The 25402-nt window shown below is 69.4% G+C and carries 28 protein-coding genes and 4 pseudogenes; 11 read left to right on the forward strand and 21 right to left on the reverse strand.

Annotated features, from left to right (window positions below; genetic code table 11):
• Positions 1–85 precede the first annotated feature (85 nt).
• A complete protein-coding gene (locus ACIQK6_RS06745) occupies positions 86–547 on the forward strand; it encodes a cyclic nucleotide-binding domain-containing protein (RefSeq protein WP_329096308.1) in 462 nt (153 codons plus the stop codon).
• Positions 548–556: 9 nt separating this feature from the next.
• Positions 557–1210 carry a CBS domain-containing protein gene (locus ACIQK6_RS06750; RefSeq protein ID WP_053613062.1) on the forward strand — a complete coding sequence of 218 codons (654 nt, stop codon included), beginning with the start codon at positions 557–559 and terminating at the stop codon, positions 1208–1210.
• A 14-nt stretch (positions 1211–1224) separates the two neighbouring features.
• Here the strand turns inward: ACIQK6_RS06750 and ACIQK6_RS06755 are convergent, their stop codons facing one another.
• From ACIQK6_RS06755 to ACIQK6_RS06770, 4 genes are all read right to left on the reverse strand, one after another.
• Positions 1225–2046, reverse strand: a complete 822-nt coding sequence (locus ACIQK6_RS06755; RefSeq protein WP_329096311.1) for an ABC transporter permease subunit — start codon at positions 2044–2046, stop codon at positions 1225–1227.
• Entirely contained in the window at positions 2043–2954 is a 912-nt protein-coding gene (locus ACIQK6_RS06760) for an ABC transporter ATP-binding protein (RefSeq protein ID WP_402694440.1), read from the reverse strand. The genes ACIQK6_RS06755 and ACIQK6_RS06760 overlap by 4 nt, the downstream gene beginning before the upstream one ends.
• 329 nt (positions 2955–3283) lie before the next feature.
• Entirely contained in the window at positions 3284–4006 is a 723-nt protein-coding gene (locus ACIQK6_RS06765) for a hypothetical protein (RefSeq protein WP_328792986.1), read from the reverse strand.
• Positions 4007–4455: 449 nt separating this feature from the next.
• On the reverse strand, positions 4456–4890 hold the full coding sequence (locus tag ACIQK6_RS06770; protein ID WP_329096315.1) for an Hsp20/alpha crystallin family protein: 435 nt from the start codon (positions 4888–4890) through the stop codon (positions 4456–4458).
• 128 nt (positions 4891–5018) lie between these two features.
• Here ACIQK6_RS06770 and ACIQK6_RS06775 point away from each other — a divergent pair, with 128 nt between their 5' ends.
• Positions 5019–5690, forward strand: a complete 672-nt coding sequence (locus ACIQK6_RS06775; RefSeq protein ID WP_329096317.1) for an HSP18 transcriptional regulator — start codon at positions 5019–5021, stop codon at positions 5688–5690.
• A gap of 580 nt (positions 5691–6270) precedes the next feature.
• Positions 6271–6546, forward strand: a complete 276-nt coding sequence (locus tag ACIQK6_RS06780) for an isoamylase early set domain-containing protein (protein WP_326747019.1) — start codon at positions 6271–6273, stop codon at positions 6544–6546.
• 301 nt (positions 6547–6847) lie between these two features.
• On the opposite strand, the gene ACIQK6_RS06785 is transcribed toward ACIQK6_RS06780, so the two are convergent.
• Entirely contained in the window at positions 6848–7180 is a 333-nt protein-coding gene (locus ACIQK6_RS06785; protein ID WP_329096320.1) for a hypothetical protein, read from the reverse strand.
• Positions 7181–7348: 168 nt separating this feature from the next.
• Here ACIQK6_RS06785 and ACIQK6_RS06790 point away from each other — a divergent pair, with 168 nt between their 5' ends.
• On the forward strand, positions 7349–7840 hold the full coding sequence (locus tag ACIQK6_RS06790) for a CBS domain-containing protein (RefSeq protein ID WP_329096321.1): 492 nt from the start codon (positions 7349–7351) through the stop codon (positions 7838–7840).
• 9 nt (positions 7841–7849) lie between these two features.
• Here ACIQK6_RS06790 and ACIQK6_RS06795 read toward each other — a convergent pair whose 3' ends face one another.
• A complete protein-coding gene (locus ACIQK6_RS06795; RefSeq protein ID WP_329096322.1) occupies positions 7850–8320 on the reverse strand; it encodes a pyridoxamine 5'-phosphate oxidase family protein in 471 nt (156 codons plus the stop codon).
• 174 nt (positions 8321–8494) lie between these two features.
• Here ACIQK6_RS06795 and ACIQK6_RS06800 point away from each other — a divergent pair, with 174 nt between their 5' ends.
• Positions 8495–8959 carry a cyclic nucleotide-binding domain-containing protein gene (locus tag ACIQK6_RS06800; protein WP_329096323.1) on the forward strand — a complete coding sequence of 155 codons (465 nt, stop codon included), beginning with the start codon at positions 8495–8497 and terminating at the stop codon, positions 8957–8959.
• Positions 8960–9415: 456 nt separating this feature from the next.
• Here ACIQK6_RS06800 and ACIQK6_RS06805 read toward each other — a convergent pair whose 3' ends face one another.
• Genes ACIQK6_RS06805 through ACIQK6_RS06820 form a run of 4 tightly spaced genes read right to left on the reverse strand, consistent with a single transcriptional unit; the run spans position 9416 to position 13977 of the window.
• On the reverse strand, positions 9416–9634 hold the full coding sequence (locus tag ACIQK6_RS06805; RefSeq protein ID WP_326747024.1) for a DUF1918 domain-containing protein: 219 nt from the start codon (positions 9632–9634) through the stop codon (positions 9416–9418).
• Positions 9631–12207, reverse strand: a complete 2577-nt coding sequence (locus ACIQK6_RS06810) for a cation-translocating P-type ATPase (RefSeq protein ID WP_402694441.1) — start codon at positions 12205–12207, stop codon at positions 9631–9633. Before ACIQK6_RS06810 ends, ACIQK6_RS06805 begins: the two co-directional genes overlap by 4 nt.
• Positions 12208–12214: 7 nt before the next feature.
• Positions 12215–13072 (reverse strand): universal stress protein, encoded by an 858-nt coding sequence (locus ACIQK6_RS06815; protein WP_329096327.1) that lies wholly within the window; start codon positions 13070–13072, stop codon positions 12215–12217.
• Complete coding sequence (locus ACIQK6_RS06820; protein ID WP_329096329.1) at positions 13069–13977, reverse strand: universal stress protein; 909 nt, start codon at positions 13975–13977, stop codon at positions 13069–13071. Before ACIQK6_RS06820 ends, ACIQK6_RS06815 begins: the two co-directional genes overlap by 4 nt.
• Positions 13978–15117: 1140 nt before the next feature.
• Between ACIQK6_RS06820 and ACIQK6_RS06825 the strand changes: the two genes are divergently transcribed.
• The 3 genes and pseudogenes from ACIQK6_RS06825 to ACIQK6_RS06835 all read left to right on the forward strand — a co-directional run bounded on the left by ACIQK6_RS06825 (position 15118) and on the right by ACIQK6_RS06835 (position 16469).
• Positions 15118–16053 (forward strand): hexose kinase, encoded by a 936-nt coding sequence (locus tag ACIQK6_RS06825; RefSeq protein WP_329096331.1) that lies wholly within the window; start codon positions 15118–15120, stop codon positions 16051–16053.
• A 55-nt stretch (positions 16054–16108) separates the two neighbouring features.
• Positions 16109–16315: pseudogene (locus tag ACIQK6_RS06830) on the forward strand (hypothetical protein); the annotation flags it as partial.
• A gap of 19 nt (positions 16316–16334) precedes the next feature.
• Positions 16335–16469 (forward strand): universal stress protein, encoded by a 135-nt coding sequence (locus ACIQK6_RS06835; RefSeq protein WP_329096333.1) that lies wholly within the window; start codon positions 16335–16337, stop codon positions 16467–16469.
• 182 nt (positions 16470–16651) lie between these two features.
• On the opposite strand, the gene ACIQK6_RS06840 is transcribed toward ACIQK6_RS06835, so the two are convergent.
• From ACIQK6_RS06840 to ACIQK6_RS06850, 3 genes and pseudogenes are all read right to left on the reverse strand, one after another.
• Positions 16652–16789, reverse strand: coding sequence for a hypothetical protein (locus ACIQK6_RS06840; protein ID WP_329096335.1), 138 nt, complete (start codon positions 16787–16789; stop codon positions 16652–16654).
• Positions 16786–17049: pseudogene (locus tag ACIQK6_RS06845) on the reverse strand (universal stress protein); the annotation flags it as partial. The gene ACIQK6_RS06840 and the pseudogene ACIQK6_RS06845, both read right to left, overlap by 4 nt.
• Before the next feature lie 115 nt (positions 17050–17164).
• Positions 17165–17560, reverse strand: a complete 396-nt coding sequence (locus tag ACIQK6_RS06850; RefSeq protein ID WP_328786297.1) for a hypothetical protein — start codon at positions 17558–17560, stop codon at positions 17165–17167.
• 273 nt (positions 17561–17833) lie between these two features.
• Here ACIQK6_RS06850 and ACIQK6_RS06855 point away from each other — a divergent pair, with 273 nt between their 5' ends.
• Positions 17834–19426: an ISL3 family transposase gene (locus tag ACIQK6_RS06855; RefSeq protein ID WP_329107442.1), complete on the forward strand. Its 1593-nt coding sequence runs from the start codon at positions 17834–17836 to the stop codon at positions 19424–19426.
• Positions 19427–19474: 48 nt separating this feature from the next.
• Here ACIQK6_RS06855 and ACIQK6_RS06860 read toward each other — a convergent pair whose 3' ends face one another.
• A complete protein-coding gene (locus ACIQK6_RS06860) occupies positions 19475–19903 on the reverse strand; it encodes a DUF6086 family protein (protein WP_329096338.1) in 429 nt (142 codons plus the stop codon).
• 301 nt (positions 19904–20204) lie between these two features.
• Here ACIQK6_RS06860 and ACIQK6_RS06865 point away from each other — a divergent pair.
• Positions 20205–20371: pseudogene (locus tag ACIQK6_RS06865) on the forward strand (ATP-binding protein); the annotation flags it as partial.
• Positions 20372–20401: 30 nt separating this feature from the next.
• On the opposite strand, the gene ACIQK6_RS06870 reads toward ACIQK6_RS06865, so the two are convergent.
• From ACIQK6_RS06870 to ACIQK6_RS06900, 7 genes and pseudogenes are all read right to left on the reverse strand, one after another.
• Positions 20402–20920 (reverse strand): pyridoxamine 5'-phosphate oxidase family protein, encoded by a 519-nt coding sequence (locus ACIQK6_RS06870; RefSeq protein ID WP_329096340.1) that lies wholly within the window; start codon positions 20918–20920, stop codon positions 20402–20404.
• Positions 20921–21028: 108 nt separating this feature from the next.
• Positions 21029–21163, reverse strand: a complete 135-nt coding sequence (locus ACIQK6_RS06875; RefSeq protein WP_402694442.1) for a hypothetical protein — start codon at positions 21161–21163, stop codon at positions 21029–21031.
• A gap of 126 nt (positions 21164–21289) precedes the next feature.
• Positions 21290–22057, reverse strand: a complete 768-nt coding sequence (locus ACIQK6_RS06880) for an IS5 family transposase (RefSeq protein ID WP_329095165.1) — start codon at positions 22055–22057, stop codon at positions 21290–21292.
• 12 nt (positions 22058–22069) lie between these two features.
• The gene (locus ACIQK6_RS06885) at positions 22070–23512 is read right to left on the reverse strand and encodes an ISL3 family transposase (RefSeq protein WP_402694443.1); all 1443 of its coding nucleotides are present in this window, start codon (positions 23510–23512) and stop codon (positions 22070–22072) included.
• A gap of 204 nt (positions 23513–23716) precedes the next feature.
• A pseudogene (locus ACIQK6_RS06890) lies at positions 23717–24222 on the reverse strand (universal stress protein); the annotation flags it as partial.
• A gap of 51 nt (positions 24223–24273) precedes the next feature.
• A complete protein-coding gene (locus ACIQK6_RS06895) occupies positions 24274–24552 on the reverse strand; it encodes a hypothetical protein (RefSeq protein ID WP_402694444.1) in 279 nt (92 codons plus the stop codon).
• Entirely contained in the window at positions 24549–25325 is a 777-nt protein-coding gene (locus tag ACIQK6_RS06900) for a PspA/IM30 family protein (RefSeq protein ID WP_329096346.1), read from the reverse strand. The genes ACIQK6_RS06895 and ACIQK6_RS06900 overlap by 4 nt, the downstream gene beginning before the upstream one ends.
• Between the last annotated feature and the right edge of the window lie 77 nt (positions 25326–25402).

Genomic DNA, 25402 nt, shown 5'->3' on the forward strand with positions numbered 1-25402 from the left:
GCGGTATGCACCGCGAGGCCCTCCCGCACCCCAAGAGACCGGCACGACCCTGAAGGGGAACGGCTGGAGGCACACCATGACCGCCATGACCACTCTCCTCGACGAGATGGAACCCGAAGCACGCCAGGCTCTGCTCGCCCACGCCCACCGCGTGGACATCCCCGCCGGAACCCGCATCTTCAAGGAACGGCAGCGGGCCGACCGCCTCTGGATCATCGAGAACGGCACCGTCGACCTCGACCTGCACGTCCCCGGCCACAAGGCCGCCGTCGTCGACACCCTCGGTTCAGGAGAGCTCCTCGGCTGGTCATGGATGGTCCCTCCCTACTCCTGGCACCTCGGCGCCGTCACCACCCACCCCGTTCGAGCGCTCGAATTCGACGCCGAGGCCGTACGGAAGCTCTGCGACGAGAACACCGCCGTGGGCCGTTGCATATCGACCGCTGTCGCCGCAGTCATCGCCCGTCGCCTCGACTCGGCCCGTACCCGGATCCTCGACCTGTTCGCGCCCCACCACAGCGACATGCCGCTCGCCTACGCCCGCTGAGGACCAGCCATGACCTCCACCCCGTACACCGTCAACGACGTCATGACGAAGACCGTCGTCACCGTCACCGCCGCCGCCGAATTCAAGGAGATCGCCACCGCGATGGAGCGCTGGAAGGTCACCGCGGTCCCGGTCATCGAAGGCGAAGGCCATGTCGTCGGCGTCGTCTCCGAAGCCGACCTCCTCACCAAGGAGGAGTTCCACGAACACGGACCGAGCCTCATCGAGCAGATGCGCCGCCTCGGCGACACCGCGAAGGCCGGATCGGTCCGCGCCGAGCAGTTGATGACCACACCCGCCGTCACGATCCGCCCCGACGCCACGCTCCCCCAGGCCGCCCGCCTGATGGCCGACCGCCACATCAAACGGCTTCCAGTCGTCGACGCCGACGGCACCCTCCTCGGCATCGTCAGCCGCGCCGACCTCCTGAAGGTCTTCCTCCGCGCCGACGACGACCTGGCCGCCGAGGTCCGCCGCGAGGTCGTCGACCGTCTCTTCCCCCTCTCGCACCGTGACATCACGGTCGACGTCACGCACGGGATCGTCACCCTGTCGGGAAGGACCCGCGACCCGCACCTCATCCCCGTGGCCACGCGCCTCGCCCGGGCCGTCGAAGGTGTGGTCGGCGTGCACTGCCGGCTCGAAGGCCCCGCCTCTGCGTAAGCGCCATGTCAGCCTTACGGGGCCAGGTCCCGCTTCATCAGCAACGCGTGGCCGAGAACGAGCCCCACGACTCCGACCCCGACCAGAACTCCCAGCTGCGGCCACAGCACATGTCCCTGTGCCAGTGCGTCACCCGGTGTGTAGTAGTGGAAGGGGCTGATGAACCGCAGGGGCGCCGCCTTCGACCAAGCCAGCGCGATGAAGTTCACCGCGAAGCCGACTGCCCCGATGGCGATCGTCGCACCGATCACCTGCGCGCGTCGGCTCCCCCAGGCCGACACGGCCAGGGCCGGTCCGGCCAGGCACAGCGCGAAGCCGCACCCCATCAGCCCCGCCGCGAAGACACCGCTCAACGGCACGTCCCGGTGGATGTCCGGGGACAACCAGACGCCCGCCGCCACCGTCAACGTCGCTGAGGTGTTGAGGGCGAGGGCGGCGATCACCACGGCGGCGGTCCGCTCGGCGAGGAGCCGGTTGCGGCTCACGGGGCGCACCACGATGAGCTCGATCGTCCCGGATTCCACGTCGGCCGCCACCGCGGCCGCGGCCAGCGCCCCGATAGCGGTCAGCTGCATGGCGATCCAGAAGGGATGCACCAATCCGGCCCCGAGCAGCCCCGGGTAGCTGGCGATCGATACGTCTCCGCCCGAGCCGCTGAACGCACGGTACGCCGACGGAGGGCCCTTCCCGCCCGCAGAGAAGAGCTGCCCGGGCGCGATCGTGTTCGCCACCACCACGATCAGGGCCTCGAAGGCGACCATCCCCACCATGAGGGCCACCAGCATCCGCCGACGCCGGTGCAGTGCCAGCCACAGGAGGGGCCACCGCGTCTTCACGGCGCGGCCTCCTCCGCCTTGCCGTTGCGGTACAGATCCAGGAACGCCTCGTCCAGACCCGCCTCCTCCACGATGACGTCGGCCACCCCCAAGGCCAGCAGCTCACGCAGTGCTTCCACCACCTCGCTCGGGGGTACGAGGAGCTCCACCCGGTCGCCCTCCCAGCGGGGCGCCCACTGTTCCGCGCGCCCCAAAGGGCGCATCCCCTTCCCGTCAGCGAAGGCCAGACGAATCCGCCGCGCCCGCGCCTCCCGGAGGGCGGCCACGCTCTCCACGGTTACCAGGCGCCCTTCCCGGACGATCGCCACGCGTCCGCAGGCCCGCTGCACCTCCGGCAGCACGTGGCTGGACAACAGCACCGTGCGGCCGTCGGCCGCTGCCTGCTCCATCAAGTCGAAGAACGTTTCCTGGACCAGAGGGTCCAGCCCCTCGGTCGGCTCGTCCAGGACCACCAGCTGGGGATCGTGCTGCAGCGCTTGCACCAGGCCCAATTTCTGCTTCATGCCGCGCGAGTACCCGCCCACCGTGCGCCGCAGGACCGCGGGCGTCAGCCCCAGCCGCTCGCACAGCTCAGCTCGCCTCGTGCAGGGCCGGCCTTGGAGTGAACACAGGAGGTCGAGGGTCTGCGCCCCGGTGAGCTCCGGGTACAGCCGCAGCTCACCCGGGAGATAGCCGAATTCCCGAGCCACCCGGCGGTGATCGGCGAGCGGGTCCATCCCCAGCACCCGGACGTGTCCGGCGGTTGGGCGCAGCAAACCCGTCAGGCACCTGAGCGTGGTGGTCTTGCCCGCCCCGTTGGGCCCGAGGAAGCCGAACACCTCGCCCCGACCGATGCCGAGCGTGAGTTCCTCCACCCCGACCACGGCCCCGTATCGCTTGGTCAGTCCCCTGAGCTCAATCGCATCCATGGCACCCACCCCACCAGTCTGTGCCCTGGCCCAGGCCGACGCGCAGCGAGCAGGGAGCCTCCCTGGGACAGCGCGGCACCCGAAGACACCCGTGCCGTTCTGCGCCACGGCTCGGGTGTCACGCGGGCCTCCGCCGGGCGCAGCGCATGGCCCGGACTCCGGCGGAGGTCGCATACGGGGCCGTGCTCCAAGAGTCCGCCCAACGGGTCGACCGCACGTCGGCCTGCGGTTGTCACCACCTGACACCTGGTCGCATGTCGGCCTGCGCATCGTCTGCCGTCTCTACGAGATGAGCGGATGCGCTGCACGACGGAGCCGACGTAGCCGCTTCAGTCGGACGGCAGCCGGCGGACGCGAGCGCCGAACACACGCCACCGCCGCTCATTGTCGCGCACAAGCGTTGCCGATTCCGCGAGGAGGTCCGCCGCCCGGTCGAGCAGCTCGGACGCCGAGAAGAGGTATGCAGGGGCGTTCCGCTGGGACCCCAGGTCAGCTCGCAGCGCCGCGGGAGAGAACTTGACCCGATCCAACAAGTCAATGGAGCGGCGCAGCAGATGGGCAACCAGCGCCAGCAACCCCGCCGACTGCCAGTCGTTGGCGACGATGCGGTGCCGCTCCCCGAGCAGATCGGCAAGCACTGGATAGGCAGCCAAGAGGCCGACGGCCTCCCATGCCTGCTCCATCGCGTGCGCCAGCCAGATTCCGGTCTGCTCACTGTCTTCCGCGATTTCCCTGACATCCCGCTTCAGCCGCTGAAGCTCGACGGGCTCGTCCGCCCCTTCCATGAAGAGGATCCCCGACTCCGCGACAAGTCCGGGGGCATTCAGATCCTCCGCACCTGCGAACGGATTCCGTGCCGACTCACCGACGTCGGTCACACTCCATCTGTCCGCCAGCGACTTCAGCGCCCGGGACCGCGCCTGAAGCTCGCCCGCCTGCCGCAGCGGAGCCTGTGCGTAGAACTGCTCGTGTTCGCGATGGAACCGGGCTAGGTTGACGATCACCTGCAACAACGGTTCAGGAGGGATGGACGTCGTCTGCTCCTCGGGCATGCGAGAAGTGTCCGCCCGGAGCGGCGCCCACCGGTTGACAACACGCCCCCCTCATCGCGGACCGAGACCAGCGAGGCCACCACCGCAGTCGCCGAATCTCCCCCTGCCGGTGCAGAGCCAACCGCAGCGGAGCCCATCGGCCCCCGGCGTCGCAGCAGCCGTCGCGGCTCCCTCACCAGGAGCGCAGGCCGCTCTACGGGCGGAGCCGAACCCATCCGGGAGGCGAACCGGGCATGGCACACCCCGTTGAGCACCACACGACGGGCAAAGAGCGCAGCACGTCGGTGCTGGATGTACGGGGCCTGGTGTGCGACACCCGGCAGAGCACGGCTGCGGCTGTAACCCGAACGCCGGGCCGGGTGCGCTCTCAATCACGGGCTGCTGAACTTCCGGTCTGAGGCCGTGATGCGGCAGGGTTCCGGCCTGCCGTGCTTTCGCGGTACGGCGGTTCAGCCGGAGATCTGCTTGCGGCCGGACTCGCCGCCGATGGCGATCTTCCGCGGCTTGGCGCGCTCGGCGATCGGGATGCGCAGGGTCAGGACACCCGCGTCGTAGTCGGCTTCGATGTGCTCGGTGTCGAGGGTGTCGGCCAGCATGACCTGGCGGGAGAAGACACCCAGGGGCCGCTCTGAAAGCTCCATCTGCACGCTGTCACCGCTCGCCGCGGGCCTGCGCTCGGCCTTCACGGTCAGCATGTTCCGCTCGACGTCGATGTCGATCGCCTCTGTGTTCACGCCGGGGAGGTCGAAGGCGATCACGTACGCGTCGCCCTCGCGGTAGGCGTCCATCGGCATCACGGTCGGCTTGGACCAGGTCCCGGTCGTACCGGACAGCTGCTGGAAGATCCGGTCCATCTCGCGGAACGGGTCGGTGCGCATCAGCATCGCGAAACACCTCCAGTTGGTTCAGGCAGGAACTGCCCATGCGCTTCAACGCGCTCCCGTTGTAGCATGTCATCGGAACGATGACAAGCAAGGAGTCATCTGGAGGATGACATGCGACGGAGAGTGCCATGAACGAGGCCGTCGAGCCGCCGGCACCGGTTCCCTTCCTCGCCGCGGCCGCGGCGCTGGAGGCCATCGACCGGGCCCTCAAGGACGCGCAGGGATCAAACGCGGGATCACCGAGGACTACGACAGCAGCGTCCGAGCCGGACTCGGGCCCACACCCGGCCCTGGCCGCGCTGCTGATGCTGCGCGAGATTCGCGAGCAGCTCTCCGGCTGGGAGAGCGGCCTGATCGAAACCGCCCGCGGCCGGGGGGCCAGCTGGGCCGACCTCGCCGGCCCCCTCGGCGTCGCCAGCCGACAGGCCGCCGAACGGCGCTACCTGCGCCTGCGGCCCGGCAGGGACGGCAGCACCGGCGAGGAACGCGTCCAGGCCACCCGCGACACCCGCGCGGCAGAGCGCAGCGTGAACGCCTGGGCCCGCGACAACGCGGCCGACCTGCGCCGCCTCGCCGGCCAGATCACCGCACTCACCAGCCTTCCGGGCGGCGCCGAGACTGCCATCGGAGACCTGAACCTGGCCCTCGCCGACAACGACGCCGCCCGCCTCGTTCGCCCCCTGACCGACACCCGGCCCCATCTGAGACCCGAGGACGTCGCCCTCGCCGAACGCCTCGACGCCCTCACCCGCCACACCGACCAGCTCCGCCAGGACGCCCACGACCAGCGCAGCACGTGACCCGCACCCCGAGCCACCTCACCAGCCGACGTGCGCGGCAGCCGGCGAGCGCCGAGCCCCGGGCTGCCGTCTTCTCGGCCATTTCGTTTCGGTGTCGCATTCCGGCGCCGGACATGACAGGGCTCGGCCGGGTGGCTACCTCCCGGCCGAGCCCTGCGTGCGTGGGGTCCAGCGTGGCTCAGAAGTGTTCCTCCGGCAGGTCGCGCTTGTCTCGGAGCTGCTCTTCCTCGCGGCGGTGCTCGCGTTCCGGGTCCTCACCGCGCTTCCTCCGGGAGGACTGGGCGGTCCCAGGATGGACCGGGTCCCGGCCGGGGCGGCGCATGGCTTCCGTCTACTCGCGCCCCTGGCCGGGTTTCCGGCGCTTGTCGTGCATACCGACCATGACCCTGCGGCTCCTCAATGCCTGGGATTTCCTCCTCGTCCACGCTCACACGCACTGTCACCGATCGCATCATTTCAATGGCAGATCGTGGCGGACGGGTGATGCCCGCAGAGAAGCGGCACGCGTCGAGAGGCGCAGGGCTGGGCGGGCCCCGAGGATGAATGCGGCCCCTTATCCCCGCTGTGAGGAGTTCCTTCCATGCTGGAGCGAAAGCCGCGCAAGAACCGCACCGAGGTCACTTTCGTCCTGCCCGCCGATTCCCCGCCCGGCCCGGTCAGCGTGGTCGGCGACTTCAACGACTGGCAGCCCGGCGCCCATACGCTGGCGCCGCGCCGTGACGGCACCCGGGCCGTGACCGTTGCCCTGCCCGAAGGCAGTGAGCACTCCTTCCGCTACCTGGCCGCCGGTGACTACTGGTTCGACGAAGAGGGCGCCGACGGCCACGACGGCATCAACAGCCGCCTGCACACCTGAACGGCCCAGCGGATGTGACCGGCGGCCGCGGGTTCGCGTCGGAGGTACCGGCGCGTGTCCCGGCCCCGCCATCTGGGGCCGGATCCGTGTGACGGCCCTGCCTACCGTGCCCGGCAGCAAGGGCCGTCGTTCGCGTTCAGGTCCCCGCAGGCAGTCCGACCTCAGGCAAGGGCAGGCCGCGCCTGCGCGACGCTCAAGATCATGCATCCAGGACCGACAGGAGCCTGCCGTGGAATCTCCCCACGGTCCATGGCCGACCCTGGCCAGGCATGCGCGGTCAAGTCGGCTCATCGACGTGCGCTCATCCGGCTGCGTGAGCCGGCACCTCGTCCGTTCCACGGTGAACCGCGGGGGTGAGCGGCCACGGCGCGAAGGGGACAGGTCCCCTGGTGCGCACGGCCTCCACCGCGCACTGGTGTACCGAGCGAGCCTCCTCGGCGGACGGGCAGGGCACTGGACTGCCGACCATCGTGCACCACTTCGACGCGCCCGCGTACTGGACGGCAACATGTGCCTGCCCTGCGTCCCAGCTGGTGCGGACCGTCAATTCCCCGGTGAGGGATCCCGCTTCGGCGGTGAGCACCCCGCCGGAGCCGGTGAACACCCCTGGGGTGGTCCATGTTGTGGATGCCATGTCAGATCACCTCGGAACAGGTCGGTCTGTCCTCATGCCATGGTCCGCCGCCGGGGCGGAGCAGCACAGGGCCATGCGGTCCCACAACGGGGGTCCGCTCGGCCCTCGCCGACTCCGACACCCCGTCCTACGGTCAACCACATGGATCCAGTGGGAAGGAGCTGGACGATGAACGTGTCCGCTTACATGTCCGCCCCCGCCGTGTCCGTCAACGCCACCACGACGATCGGGGAGGCGGCCCGATGCATGGACCTCCACGGCGTCGGCTGCTTGGTCGTGACGGAGGGAACAGTATTGCGCGGCATTGTCACCGACCGTGACATCGCAGTGCGCGCCGTGGCCGGAGAGTTCGACCGCGATGATCCTGTGGGAGCGGTCATGACCGCTCCGGCTGTCACCGTCGATGCCGCCCAGGACATCCACGCGGCGTACCGGACGTTCCGCAACAGCGGCGTCCGGCGCCTCCCTGTCCTGGACGGGCATCGAGTCGTGGGCATGCTGACCGTGGACGACCTGCTCATGGACGTCTTCCGCAGGGTGGCGGACCTGCTCGGCCCGGTCGCCTGGAGCGTCCTCGAAGAGCCCCCCGGCCCCCGGGACGAGATCGGCCCGCGCGCACGAAAGGACGGAAGGAGCCCGCCCGCTTCTCGCGGATCCTGATCGGGGCAGCTACGAATTGACTGCCCGGAGCCTGAAGCCGGTGACCACGCCCGGTCTGATCCGAACGGCACCTGATGGCGGTGCGTCGGCCCAGGACTTGAGGCGCTGCGCATAGTGGTTCAGCTCGGTCGGGTCGGTGACGGCGCTGGCGTAGCCGGTGGCCACCACGCTCCAGCCCAGACGGGTGTCAGGGTCGATGGCGTCGGCCTCGTAGGCCACGACGACGTCCGGACTGTCCGGGGCCGTGAGCAGGGCCGCCAGTGTCGAGCCGTCCTGAACGCGGACGATGATGTCGCCGTCGTCAAGGAGATGGTTAACGGGGCGCACGGCAGGCAGAGCATGGCGGGTGAACACGATGCGGCCCAGTCCGACGGTTCCGAGCAGCCGGAGCGCTTCCTCGGTGCCGATCTCTTCCGTTCGCCTCCGGGGCGTAGGGCCGGCAGGAGCGACGGCGGCGCTGCCGACCGGGCGGTTCTCCATCGTTGGCACCCTCCGTCCATGGGACCGGGGCGGGGTCGTGGTGTGCTTTCCAGCGTCCCCGTTCTCGACGGCCCCGGCATGGGCCGTTCGGTCCCTGCCGGGGCCCACAGGGCCCATACCCCGGGCAGACCCACTCGCCAAGACTGGATACGGACCCGAATCAGGAGGCCGTTCATGAGCACTCCTTCTCCCATCCGCATCAATGCCGCACTGCCGGCGGACTGCCGTTCGCGCTTGATGGAGTTCGCCCGCGAGGTCAACTTCGACGAGGGGACACGCCTCTTCCGCGAGGGGGGTCGTGCGGACCGGTTCTGGATCGTCCGGTCGGGCACCGTGACCCTGGACGTGCACGTTCCCGGTCGACGCGCGGCTGTCATCGAGACCCTCGGGGCCGGGGAGCTGGTCGGCTGCTCGTGGCTGTTCAAGCCCTACACGTGGCGCCTCGGCGCCGAGGCGATGACACCGGTCCGTGCCTACGAGTTCGACGCGGTGGAGGTCCGCTCCCTGATGGATTCCGATACCGCGTTCGGCTCGGCCCTGGGCCATTGGGTCGGGCAGGTCCTCGCCCACCGGCTACAAGCCGCTCGGATCCGCCTGCTCGACCTGTACGCGCCCTACGGCAGCGGCAGTTTCCTCTGACCCGCGCCCACAAGGGTCGGCCTCCCACCTGCCGGTGGTTGTCACGCCGTCGGCAAACTCAGCGTCACCACTCAACACGGGTCCCCGACCCGCCGGTAGGCGGCGGGCTGATCTTCATGCTTCCACCGAGCCTTTCGGCCCGTTCCGCGAGATTCCGCAGACCGCTGCGTCGGCCGCCTTCGGGAAGGCCGACGCCATTGCCGGTCACCGGGTGTGAGACTGGTGAGTTCGCATGTTCCCCATCCTCCTCACCGACCCCGGCCCGGACGCCCGCCGCGCCATCCACGTCCGCGCCCGAGCGCTGACCATCTGGCTCGGAGACCTGCTCATCACCCCCACCACCGCACCCCGCTCGAACGCTGCCTCTCCCAGGACGGGTGACCGCCGGCCGCGGCCCGGCCGGCAGCCCCCGCCGGATCTCAGATCTCGCCCTCGTCGTCCTCGACGACGTCCGGGTCATGGAAGGGCAGCAGGCCCTGGCCGGGACCGCTGGATCACTGTGGTACGACCCGTGTCGGACCAGCGTACGTGGTAGGGCGGGGTGCCGTCTTCATGGTGCAGGGCGATGACTTCGCCGTCGCGACCTGGCCTTCCGGCGGTGGGGCCGCCCACGACGATCTGGTCGCCCACCTCGGCGTTCACGCCGGTTCCCGGTACGTACGTCTTCATGATCATGCCTTTCTGTGGAACGCTCCCCGGAGGATCCGGGCGGCGATGAACGCTCCGAGACCGGCCGCTGCGGCGAGCCCCGTACCGGACCAGCCCACGGGCTCGGTGTCCAGCAGGGACTGGAGTGCGGGCACGTACAGGGCGGCCGTCGCCAGGAGTGCGGAGACCGCCACGGAGGCGGGGAGGAAGAGGTTCTGCCTGGTGAGCAGTCGGGCGCGCAGGCCCAGGGCCACGCCGAGCTGGGCCGCGAGCAGGGCCAGGAAGAGCACGCTCTGCCAGGGCAGGTCCATGGCACGTGCGACGATGCCGGCGGCCAGGCTCAAGGTCGTCACAACTGCGGCGAGTACCAGGAGGCGTTGCCACACGCCCGCGGCCAGGATGTGCTGTCCGGGCGGGCGCGGTGGGCGTCGCATGGCCTGCGGAGTGACGGGTTCGGCGCCCATGGCCACGCCCGTCAGCCCGTGGGTGAGGAGGTTGATCCACAGGATCTGTCCTGCCCGCAGGGGCAACGCCAGGCCGAGCACCGGGCCTGCCAGCATCACCAGGATCTCGGCGGCTCCGCCCGCCATGGCGTAGACGAGGAAGCGCCGGATGTTGTCGTAGACGCGGCGGCCTTCCTCTACGGCCTTCACCACGGTGGACAGCTCGTCGTCGGTGAGCACGAGGTCCGCCGCCTGGCGGGCGACCTCGGTTCCGCGGGCGCCCATGGCCACACCGATGTCCGCCTGGTGGAGGGCGGGGCCGTCGTTGACGCCGTCCCCGGTCATGGCCGTTACGGCGCCCCGGGCGCGCCATGCGCGGACGATGTCCAGCTTCTGCTGCGGGTCGGTCCGGGCGAAGACACGGATCCGGGTCAGGTCGGTGTCCGGGGCCGCGGCCAGTTCCGGCCCGGTGAGGACCTCACTGGCGGATCCGTCCTCGACGAGGCCGGTACGCACGGCGATGGCTTGGGCCGTCGCCGGATGGTCGCCGGTGATCAGGACGGGGGTGATGCCCGCCGCGCGGCATGCTTCCAGGGTCGTGGCGGCCGACGCTTTGGGCGGGTCACTGATGGCGACGAGGCCCAGGAGGCTCAGTCCGTGCTCGGCCTCGGGAGCCGGCCGGTCCCACACGAGTCGCTCGGTTCCTGCCACGGCCAGGACCCGAAAGCCTTGCGCGGCCAGAAGAGCGGCCTGACGGCGGGCCCCGTCCAGAAGCTCCTGCGGTGCGGCAAGCACCTCGGCGGTCAGTACCGCCTCCGGCGCGCCCTTGAGGCATACCAGGACGTTTCCGTCCGGAAGATGGTGCAGTGTGGTCATACGCTTGCGGAGGCTGTCGAAGGGAGCTTCCGCGAACCGGGGACAGTCCCGGTGCAGGGCGGCCTGGTCCGGGCAACCCGCTCTCGCGGCTGCCGCCAGCAGCGCGGCCTCCATCGGATCGCCCACAGCCGTCCACATGTCCGAGCCCTTTCCGGGGGGCCGCAGGCCGGCGTCGTTGCACAGGGCCGCCGTCGTGAGCAGTTCCTGCAGTGGCCGGAGCTGGTCTGCCGCCAGGGGCTGCCCTTCTCGGGTCAGGCTTCCCAGCGGCTCGTAGCCGCTGCCGGTCACATCTGCGGTGCCGGAGGGCGTCCACAGGTGCTGGACCACCATGCGCCCCTCGGTAAGGGTGCCCGTCTTGTCCGTGGCCAGGATGCTCACGGAGCCAAGGGTTTCCACGGCTGGCAGACGGCGGACCAGGGCGTTGCGGGCTGCCATCCGGCGCGCTCCGAGCGCGAGGGCGAGGGTGACCACGGCGGGGAGGGACTCCGGCACTGCGGCGACAGCCAGGCTGATGGAGGTCACGGCCATCGTGCTCCACGGGAGGCCGCGTGCCAGGCCCAGGGCGAAGAACAGCACGCACAGGGCGATGGTGACGGCCGCCAGGATCCGGCCCAGTGATGCGAGGCGACGCTGGAGCGGGGTGAGGTCCCGGCCCGTGTCGAGGAGCGCCGCGATTCGCCCGAGGGCACTCGCCGGCCCCGTGGCGGTCGCGGTAGCGGACCCTCGGCCACGCACGACGACGGTGCCTGCGCTGACCGTGTCGTCCGCCGTCTTGTCCACGGGTTCGGATTCGCCCGTGAGCATGGATTCGTCCACCAGGAGTGCGGATGCCTCGGTCAGGTCGGCGTCTGCGGCGACGATGTCCCCCTCCCCCAGCAGCAGGACGTCGCCCGGCACCACCAGTGCCGCCGGAACCTCGTGCGGGGTGCCCTCGCGCAGCACTCTCGCGTGCGGGGCGGAGAGGGCGGAGAGCGCGGCGACAGCGCGGTCCGCCCGGACTTCCTGCGCCACTCCCACGGTCGTGTTGAAGACGACCACCAGGCCGATGACGACGGCGTCCGGGTGGTCCCCGATCGCTATGGTCAGCACCATGGCCCCGAGGAGCACCATGATCAACGGGTCGCGGAGTTGGGCCAGCACCCGTCGGTGCAGCGGCGTGGACCGTGGGGGTGCGACTTCGTTCCTGCCGTACCGGGCCAGGCGGCGCTTGGCTTCGGCCTGGGTCAGCCCCGGTCCCGCCGGGAAGCCGACAGGCCGCGTGGTGGTCGTACGTATGGTCATGGCGGCGTCATTCGCTCGGCACGGTGATCACAGGGCGGTGCGCACGGTGCAGGAGGCCGTGGACGACGGAACCGAGGCGCATACCGGTGTATCCGCCGCGACCCCGGCGGCCTACCACCAGGGCCAGCGCGTGCTCTGCCGCCCGCGCCAGTTCCTCGACCGGGTGGCCCGTCATGACCTCGTGGGTGACGTGCACGTCGGGATACTTGTCCGACAGGCCTGCGGTGGCCTCGGAAAGCAATGCGCGCTGTGCCCGCAGGGCGACTTCCTCGTCGTTCGGCATGAACAGGGCTGGTTGCCACACGCAGACGACCCGGAGCGCCGCTCCGCGCAGGTCTGCCTCGTCGAAGGCGAATGCCAGCGCGGCCGTGGCTGATGCGCTTCCGTCGAGGCCGACGACCACGTAGGGCGGCTGCTGGCTGATGTGCTCCCCCTCGCCCACGACGACGACCGGGCAACTGGCCTGGGCGCTGACGGGGACCACGATGGAGCCCGCGCTGAAGAACTCCGCGGTGCGGCTCAGGTGTCGCGAGCCGAGCACGACCATGCGGGCCTCCTTGGCCATCCTGCCCAGCGCAGGGGCGGGGAACCCGTGGAGCAGGTCGCCGGTGACGTCCACCTCCGGGTGACGGGCGTGTACCCAGTTGCGGGCCTGCTCGAGTCTGTCGGCTCCCGCCCGTCGCAGGGCCATGTGGCCGGGGGTGTCGTCGACGTGGTGGGTGTCGTGCTGCGGCGCCACCACGAGCACCAGGCGCAAGGGAAGCCGACGGCGGTGCGCCTCGTCGGCGGCCCAGGCCAGGGGCAGATGCCAGTCCCTGGCCGGGTCGATCCCGACGACGATGTCGTGCCCCTTGCGGCCTGTCATGACCTGCTCCCGAAGTCGCTGCCCATCCGGGGAATGAGGAGGACGGGGCAGTGCGCGTGGTGCAGGACGCTATGCGTGGCCCTGCCCAGACTGCGGGTGATCCCGAGGGCGCCGGGGACCCGGCGGCCGCCCATGACGAGCAGGTCGGCGTGACGGGAGGCCTCAACCAGAACGCCGGCCACGGAGATGCTCTTCTCGGCGTCGGCCCGCACCTCGAGGTCGGGGAACTCGTCGCGGACCGCGTCAGTGACGGCACGCAGGGCCTCCGCGTGCCTCCCTGCAATCTCGTCGACGTCGTCGAGCATGCTGGCCACCAGGCCTACGGACTGCAGGATGTTCCAGACGTGCAGGAGCCGGAGCGATCCCTTGCGCAGTACGGCCTCGCACGCGGCGTAGCGGGCGTACAGGAGGTCGTGCTCGTCACGGATGGCGGCGAGGACGGTTCCGGTCTCCTCGGCCCCGTCGATGCCGCGGACGACGATGACCGGGGTCATGGCGGCGGCCGCGACGTCCAAGCCGACCGAGCCGAGCATGAGCGAGTCGAATCCGCCGACGCCGCGATTGCCCACCACGATGGTGCCGTGCAGGGCGCCGGCCCGGTGGAGGGTGCTGACGGCGTCGGCTCGGCTGAACTCCGTGCTCACGCGCAGACCGGGGTACTGGTCGGTAACGGCCGTCGCCGTTTCGTCCAGGAGTTCCCGGCCGTTGGCGCGGACCCGTTCAACGGTTTCCGCCGACAGGTAGAGGGTCCTGCCGTCGGTGTCGGCCCCGTAGACGATGTGCAGGGGGCGGTCGCGGCGTACGGCCTCTGCTGCCGCCCACATGACGGCCGTACGTGCCGCGTTCGAGCCGTCGACGCCAACAACCACTGAGCTCGCATCCGGGGTGCGGAAAGCGCTTTCCACGGTTCCTCCCAACCGATAAGCCGACGGGGGACACCACTCACGGTGGCACTGCCGACGCGCCCGGGCGAGGGCCGCCCGGGACCGCGATCGGGACCAAAGGTCCCCATCGTCCCGCGCGCCGCCGCTCCGCCCGAGGGCCATGGCCATCCCGGCCCCTGGATGGGACCGTTCAGCCCTCGCTCGTCGGCGGGCATCGGTGAAATGGTGAGAATTCTGCGAGGCCGCCGCCATGCTGGCGTCCTTCGTCATGCTCGGCCACGGTTCGAGATGCATGCCGCAGCGTCGCCAACCATGTCGTCCGTGCCCAGCTGGACCTCTCCCGGGAGCGAGGTCGACGAATCGACGGTGGCTGCGCCCACCCAAGCTGCCTGCGCGGCTCCCGGGTGCCTCGACCCAGACCTGCCCGACCAACTTCACCAGGATCTTGCCCGAATGCCGCAGCGGTCACCGGCTACCCGATGCTCCTTTAGACCTACCTGCCGAGGAACAGACCCGGCCGTGAGCCGGAGTGCAGGTGACGTCAGACTGTTTCAGTATGGGAGCCGGGTCGGGCGTGTCGCTGTCCACGGAGGTGAATACGTTGATGTCACCCGGGCGGCGCCGGGCCAGTGGGCCGGTGGAGCTGCACGAGACCTTCGGCCGCACGCACCGGTTCCCGGGTGGGCCACGGGTCCGTCACGCGCCATTCCGGCCGATTCGGGTGCCGGGCCGTATTCCCCCCTCAGGGGGTGAGGACCGAGGAGGGCCGTGCGTCCCTGGCCGACGGTCGGCTCAGGATCACCGTACGCGAAGCCCGAGCAGCCACAGCACCAGGCTGAGAACGGCCGTCGGCAGCCAGCACGAGAGGACAGCGGGCATGACAAGGCCTCATGTGATCAACGGCCAGCACGATCGTCAGGACTCGAAGCTCTCCCAGGCCGCAGCCACCCTCGGGATCGATCTCAGCGCGTGGGATAAGGCCCCGGTCTCCTCAGGCTGCCATGAGTGGGGCCGATCCCAGTACCCGGCGTGCCGGACAGGGGCCGGCGCGGCCTCCAGGGCACCGCGATGAACACGGCCGCGACGCCCGACCCCACCACAGCCAGGAGTACCGACAGCGCAACGGGATCCGGGAGTGCCACCGGGCCGTCGATCCTCACCTTGACGATGAATCCCACGGTCGATCTCTGTTGGGAGGTCGGGCACCTGGAGGGCATCGGCAAGAACCGTGCCCGGGTCAGGTCGGTGGCCGCCGGGGGTGGAGGGATCAACGTCGCCCGTCATGTCGTGCGGCTCGGAGGACGAGCCACCGCCTTCCACACCGCCGGAGGCGAGGTCGGCCTGCGCCTGAACCGGCTGCTGGACGACGAGGGCATCGACCACGTCGCCGTCGACATCGAGGACGAGACCCGCGAAGCACTCGTGCTGTTCGAGGCCGAATCACGCTGCGGCTACCACATCGTGCCACCCGGCCCGCACCTGCACGACCACGAGGGGCGACGCTCCCTGGATGCGCTGGTGCAGGCCGTCGGCGACTGCCCGTACGTCGTGGCCAGCGGCAGCCTGCCCGGCGGCCTGCCCGACGACTTCTACGCGGCCGCCGCCCGCCGTATCAAGGAAGCCGGGTCCCGACTGGTCCTGGACACCTCCGGGCCGGCGCTTCGCGGAGCACTCGCGGAGGGCGTGTTCCTGCTCAGATGCAACCGGACAGAGGCCGAAAGCCTGACCGGCCGGCCCGTACGCGACTTCGACGACGCCCGGGCCCTCAACGAGCACCTGCTCACCACAAGAGCCGCCGAGATCGCCGTCACCACCCTCGGAGAGCTGGGCGCACTGTGCTCGACCGGCCACGGCCACACCGAGCTCTACGCACCGCTGCTGCCCGGCGAGCCCCTGAGCGATGCCGGAGCGGGAGACAGCATGGTCGCCGCCCTCCTCACACAGCTCGCAGCCGGAGAAGACCCAGTCAGCGCCTGCGCGCTGGGAGTGGCCGTGGCTGCCGCAGCGATGCTCACACCCAGCACCGAACCCTTCGACCTGGACATGGCCCGAACCCTCCGCTCCCAGGTGAGGATCAGGTTCCAGACCGATCCATGACGCCAGGGCACTTGACGACGGATCACCCGTGTCGGGGCAGGCGCTGCGTTGGGCCGTGGACGAAACGCACCTGCGTGGCGGCACACTGCGAGTGGTACATGCCTGGTCGTTCCCGTACCACGGCGGCGAGATCGCTCACCTTGTCGCGGAATCCGTGCACGAGCTGCTACAGAAGGCAGCCGAGCAAACCGTCGAAATGGCCCTGGACGGTGTCCCCGACGCCGACCCGGCAGTCATCGAGTGCGCCATCGTGAAAGCGCCACCGGCGCAGGCCCTCCTGGATGCGGCTCGCGACGCCATTCTGCTGGTCGTCGGTTCGCGGGGGGCGGGGCGGCTACACAAGCCTGCTGCTGGGGTCGGTGAGCTACGAATGCGTCCTGCACGCCCCGTGCCCCGTCGTGATCGTACGTGGGTGACGCCACCCGGCTCCGCAGGACCCCGGGAGGGCGGAAGCGGTGCGCCACCAGGGAAGAAGCCCACTGTGGCCGCCGCTCCGGTCGCTGAGCCCGGCCCGCGCGTGGAGGGTGCCCACAGGGCCGGGCGGCGGGCGTAGGCGTCGTGGCCCCAATCAGCGGCGGCCTGTCTTGTCCGACGCCTTTCAGCGCTCGCTGGTGGCGATGTAGCGGCCGTGCCCGGTGTGCTCCCGGTCCCGGACGGCACCGGCGGAGGCGTCGGCCGACAGCATTCCGGTGATCTGTGCGGCTGTCGGGGTCTCGGAGCAGGTCGGCGGCCTCACTGTCTGGCACCGGCTCCTCTGACGACGGCGACCGGGCAGTGCGCATGGTGCAGAAGGGCCTGGCTGACCGATCCCAGCAGCAAGCCGGCGAATCCGCCACGGCCCCGAGCGCCGACGATGAGAAGCCCGGCGCCCCTGCTCGCCTCGATGAGAGCCTCACGGGCACCGCCCCGCACCAGTCTGTGCTCGACCGCAATGCCCGGACCCCTCTCCATCCGGCCTGCAAGCGCCTCTGCCAGCAGACGTTCCTCACCGGTGGCTTTGTTCATGAGAACGGGAACGGACAGCAGATGTTCACGACTTCGGAAGGCACCAGAGCCTACTCGGCATTCGAACGCTGTCTGAGTTGCGACCCGAGAGGCCGCCTGGACGCGCTCAGTGATCGCTTGCGTGTGGGGGCACGGCACGTGGCAGTGGCTGACGCCAGTCGCCCAGCCTTGTCAGGAGGACCTGGCGGGCGAGAGATCGTATGTCGTCCCACGCTGGATCCGTGGTCAGAGCGTTGTCCCAGAGGCCGACGCGGCAGGTGGCATCGATCTTGCCGAGGCGACGTTCGATGGCCCGAAAATTACGCAGATCCTCGGGCTCGAAGGCTCCGCGCCCCGTGAGTTCTTCGGAGACACGGCAGAGCAACTCCACCTCTTCGACGACGTCCTTCGTCTCCAGTTCACGCTCACCCAGCCAGGCAAGCTGATCTTGGGCCTCGGCTGCCAGGAGAGCCATGAAGTACAGCGTCCAGGTGCGCAGGTGCGCCTCGCCGAGATGGTTCATGGGTCCAGGATCGCATCCAGCCGCCGCAACCGTGTTCGATGGTGTGGAGGGGCGGCATCGGACAGCGCGACGCCTGCGGAGGTTGAGGCGCGAGCACTGCTGCCGCGATCGAACAGGGCCGGACCACAGTGCCTTCCGAAGTCGGGTTCTGGCTCACTTTCCGTGGAGGATGCACGCTGAGTGACGGTTGTCGGGTGAGGGCGCCCTGGGGAAGTTGCCCGGAATTGGCCCGTACCAGGTGCGGTGTGGCTGACAGTTCGGCCCGTGGAAGAAATGGTGCTCCGGCTGGAGGAGTTACTGTTCCCGTCGGTCACCGACGTGACGGTGCTGTCCGTCGCAGTGAACGACGAGGCGGTACGTATAGAGGCCCGAAGCACGGTGCCCGGGGCCGTCTGTCCCGGATGCGGGATCTGGTCACGGCGGATTCACAGCTCTTACCTGCGATTTCCCGCTGATGTGCCCAGCGGAGGCAGACGGGTCGCTCTCTGTTTGCGCGTCCGCAGGTTCCTCTGCCCGGTCAGCTCGTGCGAGCGGCGGACCTTCGCCGAACAGCTGCCAGGCTTGACCCGTCGGTACGGCCGACGGACCGAGCGCCTGCGTTCGACGCTGGCCGCGGTCGGCCTCGCGCTCGCGGGTCGGGCCGGCGCCCGCCTGGCGCGCGTCTTCGGCGTGTCCGTGAGCCGCAGCACGGTGCTGCGGCTGGTCGAAGCGTTACCCGACCCCGAAGTTCCAGCCCCGCGGGTGGTCGGCGTCGATGAGTACGCGACCCGCAAAGGGCGTCACTACGGGACTGTCCTGGTCGACGTCGAAAGTCGGCGTCCACTGGACCTGCTGCCCGATCGGGAGGCATCCAGCCTCGCAGCTTGGCTCGCGAAACGGCCGGGGGTGGAGGTGATCTGCCGCGATCGGGCACCGTTCTTCGCCGAAGGTGCCACGGCCGGGGCGCCGCAGGCGGTGCAGGTCGCGGACAGGTGGCATCTTTGGCACAACCTGAGCGAGGCTGCAGAGCGGTGCGTCGCAGACCACCGCGGATGCCTGCAGGTCCTGGCGCCGGATCCAGCCCAGCCTGCCCCCGAGCCGGAGAAGTTCGAAGACCCCTCCAGCTCGCCCTGGCCGAGGGGACACCGTTTCGCCGACCGCACCCGTGTCAACCATGCGACCGTCCACGAACTGCTGGCCGCCGGGCTCAGCCGGAGGGCGATCGGCCGCCAGCTCCGGATGACCTCCCGCACCGTCAAGCTCTTGGCCGACGCTGCCACCCCGGAGGAACTGTTCCAGGGGCAGTGGCAGGGCAGGCCATCCAAACTCGATGCCTTCAAGCCCTACCTGGATGACCGCTGGAACCAAGGCTGCACGAACGCCTGGAGGGTGTGGGAGGAGATCGTGCCGCTCGGCTATCAGGGCAGCTACCAGCGGGTTCGCGCCTACTTCCGGGAGAAGCGGCTCTCGCCAGGCCCCGTCACGGCTCGGCCACCGTCACCCCGGGTCGTCGCCGGATGGATCCTCCGCCGGCCGGAGACCCTCACCGAGACGGAGCACCTTCGACTCAAGGCCGTTCTGGTCCACTGCCCTGAACTGGACGCCCTCACCGGCCACGTCCGCTCCTTCGGCCAGATGCTTACCGAGCGCCAGGGCGAACGGCTGCCGCAGTGGCTCGATGCCGTCCGGCAAGATAACCTCCCCGGCCTCCATACCCTCGCCGCAGGCATCGACCGTGACCGCGATGCGGTCATCGCCGGTCTCACCCTGCCCTGGAGCTCCGGGGTCGTCGAAGGCCACGTCAACCGGATCAAGATGCTCAAACGCCAGATGTTCGGCCGAGCCGGCTTCGATCTCCTCCGCAAGCGTGTGCTGCTTTACTCATAGGACATCGCCTTCTGATGGCTTCCAAGCACTTCGCGGGGCAGACCAGGCTCAGGCCGCCATGAAGCGACCCAGATCGCGTGACTTGCACTGAAGGGCGGCTGCCCAAGCCCCCTCAGAGGAAACCGGGGCCGCCGGGACCTGAACATCCTTGAGACCTCCGTCCTCGGCGATGCCTGCTGGCTGCCAGTTCACCTCGATGCCTGCCCTCTCCGCCAGGACCAGCATCGTGGCGGCGAAGCCCTCGGACAGGGCAGCCATGACTGCGTGACTCGTTCTCCGGTGCCACGCAAGCAGGGCGTCGACGAACTCTTTGAACGCGATGGGGTCGATCTGGCACTCGTCAGCTTGCATGGGTCCGATGCCGGACGGCAGCCCCAGTTCGGCTTCGTAGACACTCACCTGGCTCATGAACAGCCGGGAGGCCCCGTTGGACGGGTTCCACAGGGTCTCGTCGCCCATGTCGTAGTACTGGCTCAATGCAGCCCCTCCCTTTTGGTCATACCGGCCAGCGTCGCAAGCACATGACATTACGGTCAGTCAGCCCTCCACGGAAAGTGAGCCAGAACCCGAAGTCGTGAACATCTGCTGTCCGTTCTCGGTTCTGGCACAGATCTTGGGGAGTCGTTGCGGAGCGTCACCTCGACGTTCGATTGTGAGGGGCTGGGTCGTGTGAGACCCCGTACGTCTTGCCGTCTGACAGCCGGTGGCGATGCTCCCACAGGCCCTGATTCGTCGCTGTCGTGGTCGGCTGTGGACGGTGATGGTGCCGGTAATGCTGACCGACACATCGTTCGTTGGCTGGACCAAGACCTTCGCCGCCCCCGCCTCTGCGCGGCCATCGTCGACCGCCTCACCTTCAACGGCACCATCATCGGAACCGGAACCGACTCCTACCGCCTCGCCAGCACCCGAGCACGCGCCGAGGAGTCGGCCAAGGCCGTATGACCGCCCAGCAGTCTGGCCGGGGCTGTGGAATTACCGGCCGGACCTGGTCCAAAACTGACGCGGCGCGAAACCCTCGCGCCGCAGCCAGTGCTCGGTATAGACGATCCGCTCGGCCTCGATCACGGCAAGAGGCCCCGACGGCGGTTCGTCGAGCGAAAGCGAACGCTCGACATGGTCGGACTGCCAGCGGAAGGCCGACCAGTAGTGCTCGAAGTCGGGGTCATCTTCGGACAACGTGCGAGCCCGCCCAAAGACCTGAGCACCTCGGCTGCTTGCCTGCCCGACCAGCGGAGCGAAAATCCCCACTGAGACCCGGGGGTCCGCAGCAAGGTTCCTCATCTTCGGCGAACGCGGGGCGGCGGTGAACATCACCGCGAAGTCGAGGTGGAAGTAGCGCACCGGCGTCGCCAGTGGCCCCTCCGGCCCTGCCGTCGCCAGTACGCACATGTTCTGCGACGACAGCAGATTGAGTATCCGCTCTTCCAGATGCTCTCGATCGAGCCGCTTCTTCGGTGCCGGGCCAGACAGCCACGGGTTGGTCACAGGCATGATCAAGTATCCCATGCCTCACCGCCTGGATCCCCAGAGCCCGGTCAGCCACAGCTGGCGGTGCCGTCAAATCTCGGTTCTGGCAAAGATCTTGGGGAGTCGCAGACGTTACTGGAGCAGGATCATCTTGCGGAGAAGTTCGAATCCGGCTCGACCGTAGAGCTGCTTTTTGATCTTCTTGATGCGGTTCACGGCGCCCTCGATGCTGCCGGAGCTCCAGTCCAGGGTGAGCCCCGCTGTCACGGCGCCGAGGTCCCGAAGCAGGTGGAGTGCGAAGCCGCTCAGGCCGGGCAGTTGGCTAAGGGCTGTCCCGTAACTGATCTTTGAGTCGACGCTGGTGTGGTTGGTCGTGGTGGTGCGGGTCGCCGCCTATCCGGCGAGGGCGAGGTTGTGCAGGCGGGCGATGCCGAGCATGGCGTGGTGAACGCCGTCGCCTTTGAGACGGCAGTCACGGAGGATCTTCCAGGTCTTCATGCGGGCGAAGACGTGCTCGACGCGGGCACGGACCTGCTTGTGGGACTTGTTGTGCGCCTGCTTCCAGTCGGGCAGGTCTTCGCCCTTCCGGCGGCGGTGGGGCATGACGAGTCCGGTGCCGGGATAGCCGCCGTCGGCGATCGTGAGTGTTTCGCCGACGGCGGCTTTGACGCCGGACTCTTCCCAGGCCTTGCAGTCGTTGCGGTTTCCCGCGAGCGGCCGGCCGACCACGACGACCAGGCGCGTGTCGGCGTCGATGACGATCTGGTGGTTCGTGGAGTACCGGTAGTTCTTCGACTGCGCCGAGATGGCGTGGTCGCGGGTGGGCACCAGGGTGCCGTCTACGATCAGCACAGTGTCCTTCGCGAACCTCTTGCGGGGCTGCAGCGCGAGCATCGGCCCGAGGTGGTCGATGATCCGGTCCGCCGCCGACTTCGAGACCCCGAAGAGAGGAGCGAGCTGGCGCATCGTCAAGTTCGTCCGCCAGTACGCCGCCACCAGCAGGGCCCGGTCCTCCAGCGGAAGGCTCCACGGTCGGCCCTTGCGGACCGCATCCGCCCCCTCCCGCCGCAGAACCGTCACCAGCTTCCCGAAGGCACGCGGGCTCAGCCCGGTGAACGGGGCTATCCAAGACGGCTCCGACGCCGTGATCACACCACCCACACCAAGATCATCTCACCCGCGACCAGCAGTTACGGGACAGCCCTTAGCGTCGACCGCGTCGACCGCGTCGATCCAAGCAGGGAGCGTGGCACCCAGACGGTCGCTGAGTATCTCGCCGAAGTCGCGGACATGCCCGGCGGCCGTGTCCAGTTCGGGGCAGCGGGCCAGGACATCCTTCAGGCCGGCGCGGTCTTCCTCGCTCAGCGCGGTGGGGTGACGGGTGAGCCAGCCGGTCACCTGCCGCACCGTCGGAGGCCGGGGCGGCGCGCCGGCCGGAGCCCCGCGGAGGGTGGCGATGTAGCTGCGGACCATTTGGTAGGTGACGGGTGCGTTGTCGACAACGAGTTCATTGTGAAGGCGGGTGACGCTGGTGCATCCCTCGGCGAATCGGCGCTCCAGGTAGGGCTTGTAGGGGTCCAGCCTGCTGGGTCGGGGCCGGTTCTCGCGGATGGTGTCCTGCCAATGTGCGGCATTCGCGTATCTGAGCACGGTGTTGAGGCCCCAGCCCAGGTGCCGGGCGATCGCCCGGCGTGAGTGACCTTGAGCAAGGAGCTCGTGGACCAGGGCGTGCGCGGCCTTCTTGCGCTCAGCCCGCGGGCCGATGGGCGCCGGGTCGTCCTGCGGTCGGCCGGAAGTCAGTCGGATGGCCTCCGGCAGCATGCTGCTGGGCGAAGGGTCGCGCAGGCAGTCGCGGTGGGCGGCAACGCAGGTTTCCACGGCTCGGCCGAGGCTCTGCCACAGGTGGAACCTGTCGGCGACTTGCAGAGCGTCGGGGGCACCGCGTCGTGCTCCCTCGGCGTATGCGCCCGCCCGGTCCCGGCAGATGATCTCCACGCCGGGGTGGCGAATCAGCCAGGCGGCCAGCGGCCCGGCCTCGCGGGTCGGGAGCACGTCGACCACGCGATGGTCTTCGACGCTGGTCAAGACGGTGGAGTAGGTCTGGCCGCGGCGGATCGCGAAGTCGTCCACGCCCAGCACGCGCGGAGTACCGCACTGCGGATCGGGCAATGCCATGACCCTCCGTAACAAGGTCATCCGGCCGGCTCCGAAGCCCAGCTGGGCCGCCAGCCGGGCGCCGGCCCGCCCGGCCAGCGCGAGCCCCACTCGCTCCAGGGCGTGGTTGAGCCGAGTGGTGAACCGTGCGTGCGGGGCGGCCAGCCGGGAGAACGGCTCGGCGAACGTCCTGCGCGGGCAGTCCGCCGACCCGCAGATGAAGCGCCGGACCGTCAGCCGGATCACAAAGCCCTGCTCAGCGAGCGGAAGGTCCTTCAGCCTGCGCTGGTAGCGGTCATGGACCCGGTCCGAGAAGCGGCCGCAGTCCGGACAGGCAGCCCCGGCCGCGCGGCCTCTCGCCGCCACCTCGACCGTGCCGAACGCGGCTGTGACCGCCTCGACATCCACATCGTCGATTCCGTCGAACACCAGCGAATCCCAGAACGGTGCATCGGTCTGCATGACCAGCACCATCACCGTCCACAGGCTCCACCATCAGTGACAAGCAGACACCTGAGGGAGCGTCATCTCCGACTGTCAGACGACAAGGCGTACGCCGTCACACAGGAGCCGGTCTCCTTGCAATCGAACACTGAGGTAACGCTCCGCGACGACTCCCCAAGATCTGTGCCAGAACCCCGTTCTCATGAACAAGGCCACACCGGCCGCGAGCATCCCCGGCTCATACACATACGGCATCGCCGGGTCCTGCGGTGGAGGTGCTGCCACTGTCCAGGTGGTCCATGCGTGCAGGGCGACGATGCCGATGTTGCGCAGGGCGGCTTCCGTGAATGCGAACTCGACCGCCGCATCGCCGGCCGGTGAGCCATCGACGCCCAGGAGATCTGTCGGGCTGGGCCTGGCTGGTCCCGCACGACCAGGACCGGGCAGTGGCTGTGCGCGGCCAGATGCACCGCAGTTGACCCCAGCAGCAGGCCCACGAAGCCGCCCAGCCCCCGGCTGCCGACCACGACCAGCACGGCGGTGCGCGACTGAGCCTCCAGCACCGTCAGCGGCTCACCCGTGACCACCGCGTTGGTGACCTCCACCTCCGGCGCAACGGAACGCGCACGCTCCACCGCCTCAGCCACCATCCGACCGACCATGTTGTGCAGCCCGCCCTCGGCTGGACCCAGCGGCAACGGGCCCAGCGACACGTGCATCATCGACCACCATGCGGGCGGTCAGCTGCCGGTCGGGTTCAAAACGGCTGCGCATCGTCATCACCCTGGGATCAGGCCCTCGCCGGAGAGCAGCTCGCGCACCTGCGTGAGGCTGGTCGTCTCGTCGGGCAGCACCAGGTCGGACGGTGTGATCCGGTCGTCCGGCAGCGGTGTGCCGAGGCTGCGCACCGCGTCCAGCAGGGCCGAGAGGGCGGAGGTGAACGCCGCCTCGTCGCCTGTGTCGGTGGCTGTCTGCAGGGCGGAGTCCAGCTCGTTGAGCCGGGCAAGGTGTTCTTCGGTGATCTCGTACTGGCCCTCGGCGAGAATCCGCATGATCATGGCGTCGCCTCCTGGTCCGGCGGTGTCTTCCTGGTCCCGCCGCCTTCGACGGCCGGTGCAGCCGCGGACGCCGGGAGCTGGGCCTTCATCCGGGCCAGCTCGATCTCCACGTCGCTGTCGGCGGTGACGCGTTCGAGTTCGGCCTGGATGTCGTCACGTCCGGCCGGCAGGGTGGCGTCCTCCAGCGCACCGGAGGCGATCAGCTCGTCCAGCGCACCGGCGCGTGCCTGCAGCTGCTCGGTCTTGTCCTGGGCTCGCTGCATGGCCAGCCCCACATCGCCCATCTCCTCACCGATGCCCGTCACGGCTTCGGTGATACGGGTCTGCGCCTCGGCAGCGGTATAGCTCGCCTTGATGGTCTCCTTGCGGGTGCGGAACGCGTCGACCTTCGCCTCCAGGCGCTGCGCGGCCAGCGTGAGCTTCTCCTCCTGCTCCTTCAGGGGTGCCTGCTGGCCCTCAAGATCTGAGATCTGCGCTTCCACGGCCGTCCGGCGGGTGAGCGCCTCACGGGCCAGATCCTCACGCCCCACCGCGAGCGCCTGCTCTGCCTGGCCCTGCAGCTTGCCCGTGGACTGCCGCAACTGGCTCACCTGCAGCTCGACCCGCTTGCGACTGGTCGCCACATCGGCAACGCCGCGCCGCACCCGCTGCAGCATCTCCCGCTGCTGTTCGTAGGAGTAGTCCAGGACCTCGCGCGGGTCCTCGGCCTTGTCCAGCGCCTTGTTCGCCTTGGCCCGGAACAGGGTGGCGATGCGTTGGGTGATGCTGGTCATGGCGACCGCCTTCCTCTCGATAGCGGCGTCGCGCCGGAACGATCGGCCGAGACATCCGTGCAGCCGTGGTACCAGCC

Origin of the sequence: Streptomyces sp. NPDC091682, from assembly GCF_044756625.1 — a bacterium.
GTDB lineage: Bacteria > Actinomycetota > Actinomycetes > Streptomycetales > Streptomycetaceae > Streptomyces.